The 5,345-nt window shown below is 53.2% G+C and carries 2 tRNA genes and 3 rRNA genes; all 5 read right to left on the reverse strand.

Annotated features, from left to right (window positions below):
• Window positions 1–114: ribosomal RNA gene (rrf, locus tag ACVOLS_RS21205) — 5S ribosomal RNA — on the reverse strand; the annotation flags it as partial.
• Between the two features lie 124 nt (window positions 115–238).
• Window positions 239–3,116 (reverse strand): 23S ribosomal RNA (locus ACVOLS_RS21210).
• A gap of 229 nt (window positions 3,117–3,345) precedes the next feature.
• Window positions 3,346–3,422, reverse strand: a tRNA-Ile gene (locus tag ACVOLS_RS21215).
• Between the two features lie 23 nt (window positions 3,423–3,445).
• Window positions 3,446–3,521: transfer RNA gene (locus ACVOLS_RS21220), tRNA-Ala, on the reverse strand.
• Window positions 3,522–3,615: 94 nt separating this feature from the next.
• Window positions 3,616–5,160 (reverse strand): 16S ribosomal RNA (locus tag ACVOLS_RS21225).
• Between the last annotated feature and the right edge of the window lie 185 nt (window positions 5,161–5,345).

A 5,345-nucleotide genomic window follows, 5' to 3' on the forward strand; every position in this document is an offset into this window, starting at 1 on the left:
CCTGACGATGACCTACTCTCGCACAGCTTAGGCTGCACTACCATCGGCGCGGCTACGTTTCACTTCCGAGTTCGGGATGGGATCGGGTGGTTCCATAGCGCTAATTTCATCAGGGAGACGGTTGGAGCGTCGCCATCCAAAGTACGGATTTAGGCGCCTGCCTCTCATGGATCTTGTGACGTAGCGTGCACTTGGTATCTATCGACATGTCATGTCGGCCAAGGCAACTTGAGGTTATATGGTCAAGCCACACGGATCATTAGTATCAGTTAGCTCAATGCATTGCTGCACTTACACACCTGACCTATCAACCACATAGTCTATATGGTTCCTTTAGGGGGCTTGTGCCCCGGGAAGTCTCATCTTGAGGCGCGCTTCCCGCTTAGATGCTTTCAGCGGTTATCGCTTCCGAACATAGCTACCCGGCAATGCCACTGGCGTGACAACCGGAACACCAGAGGTTCGTCCACTCCGGTCCTCTCGTACTAGGAGCAGCCCCTCTCAAACTTCCAACGCCCATGGCAGATAGGGACCGAACTGTCTCACGACGTTCTGAACCCAGCTCGCGTACCACTTTAAATGGCGAACAGCCATACCCTTGGGACCGACTACAGCCCCAGGATGTGATGAGCCGACATCGAGGTGCCAAACACCGCCGTCGATATGAACTCTTGGGCGGTATCAGCCTGTTATCCCCGGAGTACCTTTTATCCGTTGAGCGATGGCCCTTCCATACAGAACCACCGGATCACTAAGTCCTAGTTTCCTACCTGCTTGATCCGTCGATCTTGCAGTCAAGCACGCTTATGCCTTTGCACACAGTGCGCGATGTCCGACCGCGCTGAGCGTACCTTCGAGCTCCTCCGTTACTCTTTAGGAGGAGACCGCCCCAGTCAAACTACCCACCATACACGGTCCCCGATCCAGATAATGGACCTAGGTTAGAACGTCAAGCACGACAGGGTGGTATTTCAAGGATGGCTCCACTGCAGCTAGCGCCACAGTTTCATAGCCTCCCACCTATCCTACACAGACGAACTCAACGTTCAGTGTAAAGCTATAGTAAAGGTTCACGGGGTCTTTCCGTCTTGCCACGGGAACGCTGCATCTTCACAGCGATTTCAATTTCACTGAGTCTCGGGTGGAGACAGCGCCGCTGTCGTTACGCCATTCGTGCAGGTCGGAACTTACCCGACAAGGAATTTCGCTACCTTAGGACCGTTATAGTTACGGCCGCCGTTTACTGGGGCTTCGATCAAGAGCTTCGCCTTGCGGCTGACCCCATCAATTAACCTTCCAGCACCGGGCAGGCGTCACACCCTATACGTCCACTTTCGTGTTTGCAGAGTGCTGTGTTTTTGATAAACAGTCGCAGCGGCCTGGTTACTGCGACCCTCTTCAGCTATAGCTCGCATGAGCCACCAAAAAGGGTGCACCTTCTCCCGAAGTTACGGTGCCATGTTGCCTAGTTCCTTCACCCGAGTTCTCTCAAGCGCCTGAGAATTCTCATCCTACCCACCTGTGTCGGTTTACGGTACGGTCTGCGTAAGCTGAAGCTTAGGAGCTTTTCCTGGAAGCGTGGTATCAGTGACTTCGCCTTAAAGGCTCGTCTCGGTGCTCGGTCTTAAAGGATCCCGGATTTGCCAAAGATCCAAACCTACCGCCTTTCCCCAGGACAACCAACGCCTGGTACACCTAACCTTCTCCGTCCCTCCATCGCACTTACGCGAGGTGCAGGAATATTAACCTGCTTCCCATCGACTACGCATTTCTGCCTCGCCTTAGGGGCCGACTCACCCTGCGCCGATTAACGTTGCGCAAGGAAACCTTGGGCTTTCGGCGTGCGGGTTTTTCACCCGCATTATCGTTACTCATGTCAGCATTCGCACTTCCGATACCTCCAGCAAGCTTCTCAACTCACCTTCACAGGCTTACGGAACGCTCCTCTACCGCGCATAACAAAGTTATGCACTCCAAGCTTCGGTTTACTGCTTAGCCCCGTTAAATCTTCCCCGCAGACCGACTCGACCAGTGAGCTATTACGCTTTCTTTAAAGGGTGGCTGCTTCTAAGCCAACCTCCTGGCTGTCTGTGCCTTTCCACATGGTTTTCCACTTAGCAGTAAATTTGGGACCTTAGCTGTGGATCTGGGTTGTTTCCCTTTTCACGACGGACGTTAGCACCCGCCGTGTGTCTCCCATACAGTCCGTCTCGGTATTCGGAGTTTGCAATGGTTTGGTAAGTCGCGATGACCCCCTAGCCATAACAGTGCTCTACCCCCGAGAGGATACATATGAGGCGCTACCTAAATAGCTTTCGAGGAGAACCAGCTATCTCCGGGTTCGATTAGCTTTTCACTCCTAATCACACCTCATCCCCTACCTTTGCAACGGGAGTGGGTTCGGGCCTCCAGTGCGTGTTACCGCACCTTCACCCTGGGCATGACTAGATCACCCGGTTTCGGGTCTACTGCCCGCGACTATGCGCCCTTATCAGACTCGGTTTCCCTTCGCCTCCCCTATACGGTTAAGCTTGCCACGAACAGTAAGTCGCTGACCCATTATACAAAAGGTACGCAGTCACTCTTTCGAGCTCCTACTGCTTGTACGCACACGGTTTCAGGATCTATTTCACTCCCCTCTCCGGGGTTCTTTTCGCCTTTCCCTCACGGTACTGGTTCACTATCGGTCGGTCAGTAGTATTTAGCCTTGGAGGATGGTCCCCCCATATTCAGACAGGGTTTCACGTGCCCCGCCCTACTCGTCTTCACTGGAATGGCCCTTTTAAATACAGGGCTATCACCTTCTATGGCCGGCTTTTCCAAACCGTTTTTCTAGAACCATACCAGCTTAAGGGCTGTTCCCCGTTCGCTCGTCGCTACTCAGGGAATCTCGGTTGATTTCTTTTCCTCTGGTTACTTAGATATTTCAGTTCACCAGGTTCGCTTCCAGCAGCTATGTATTCACTGCAGGATACTGCCGAAGCAGTGGGTTTCCCCATTCGGACATTACCGGATCAAAGCTTGTTGCCAGCTCCCCGATACTTTTCGCAGGCTGCCACGTCCTTCATCGCCTCTGACCGCCAAGGCATCCACCGTGTGCGCTTATTCGCTTGACCATATAACCGCAAGTTGCCTTGGGTTATACATTTGATCCAGGGGTACAAAGCCCGGATACGAATATAACGACTCAATTAATAAGAAGACATTTAAGTCTTCCGCCTTAGCCTCACGACACGTCAAGATAGATAATCTCAAACGCTCGCTACGTCACAAGTTTTAAAAGAACAGATATCAGCCACAGTGCTGATGTCTATAAATTCTTAGTATGCGGATACATTCAGAGTGTGGTGGGTCTGGGTAGACTCGAACTACCGACCTCACCCTTATCAGGGGTGCGCTCTAACCACCTGAGCTACAGACCCAATGTTCTGTCATAGCGTCAACATGGTGGAGCCTGTCGGGATCGAACCGACGACCCCCTGCTTGCAAAGCAGGTGCTCTCCCAGCTGAGCTAAGGCCCCGTATTGGGACTTTTCCAAGCCAACCCTGTTGGCTGTGGAACTCTGAATGCAGGTTTCTTGTGGGGACGCCTGACAGGCGATGCTGTCTTGCTCAAAAGGAGGTGATCCAGCCGCACCTTCCGATACGGCTACCTTGTTACGACTTCACCCCAGTCATCGGCCACACCGTGGCAAGCGCCCTCCCGAAGGTTAAGCTACCTGCTTCTGGTGCAACAAACTCCCATGGTGTGACGGGCGGTGTGTACAAGGCCCGGGAACGTATTCACCGCAGCAATGCTGATCTGCGATTACTAGCGATTCCGACTTCATGGAGTCGAGTTGCAGACTCCAATCCGGACTGAGATAGGGTTTCTGGGATTGGCTTACCGTCGCCGGCTTGCAGCCCTCTGTCCCCACCATTGTAGTACGTGTGTAGCCCTGGCCGTAAGGGCCATGATGACTTGACGTCATCCCCACCTTCCTCCGGTTTGTCACCGGCGGTCTCCTTAGAGTTCCCACCATTACGTGCTGGCAACTAAGGACAAGGGTTGCGCTCGTTGCGGGACTTAACCCAACATCTCACGACACGAGCTGACGACAGCCATGCAGCACCTGTGTCACGGTTCCCGAAGGCACCAATCCATCTCTGGAAAGTTCCGTGCATGTCAAGGCCAGGTAAGGTTCTTCGCGTTGCATCGAATTAAACCACATACTCCACCGCTTGTGCGGGCCCCCGTCAATTCCTTTGAGTTTCAGTCTTGCGACCGTACTCCCCAGGCGGCGAACTTAACGCGTTAGCTTCGATACTGCGTGCCAAATTGCACCCAACATCCAGTTCGCATCGTTTAGGGCGTGGACTACCAGGGTATCTAATCCTGTTTGCTCCCCACGCTTTCGTGCCTCAGTGTCAGTGTTGGCCCAGACAGTCGCCTTCGCCACGGATGTTCCTCCTGATCTCTACGCATTTCACTGCTACACCAGGAATTCCACTATCCTCTGCCACACTCTAGTCGCCCAGTTTCCATCGCAATTCCCAGGTTGAGCCCAGGGCTTTCACGACAGACTTAAACAACCACCTACGCACGCTTTACGCCCAGTAATTCCGAGTAACGCTTGCACCCTTCGTATTACCGCGGCTGCTGGCACGAAGTTAGCCGGTGCTTATTCTTTGGGTACCGTCAGAACAACCGGGTATTAACCAGCTGCTTTTCTTTCCCAACAAAAGGGCTTTACAACCCGAAGGCCTTCTTCACCCACGCGGTATGGCTGGATCAGGCTTGCGCCCATTGTCCAATATTCCCCACTGCTGCCTCCCGTAGGAGTCTGGACCGTGTCTCAGTTCCAGTGTGGCTGATCATCCTCTCAGACCAGCTACCGATCGTCGCCTTGGTGGGCTCTTACCCCGCCAACTAGCTAATCGGGCATCGGCTCATTCATTCGCGCCAGGCCCGAAGGTCCCCGGCTTTCACCCGTAGGTCGTATGCGGTATTAGCGTAAGTTTCCCTACGTTATCCCCCACGAAAGAGTAGATTCCGATGCATTCCTCACCCGTCCGCCACTCGCCACCCAGAGAGCAAGCTCTCCTGTGCTGCCGTTCGACTTGCATGTGTTAGGCCTACCGCCAGCGTTCACTCTGAGCCAGGATCAAACTCTTCACTTAAAACTACATGTCCGAAGACAATAACTTTAGCTGCAGAAGTTCAACCACTGGCAACGTTTCGCTTGCATTAAAACAATTGAATCATTGCTTGATTAAACGTCTGCAAGATGGACAGTCATCCATTCCTGCAGGCGTCCTCACAAGATACCTGCGCATACTTTCAAAGAACTTCGAATCGGGCCTCA

The organism is Stenotrophomonas sp. STEN038, assembly GCF_056759895.1.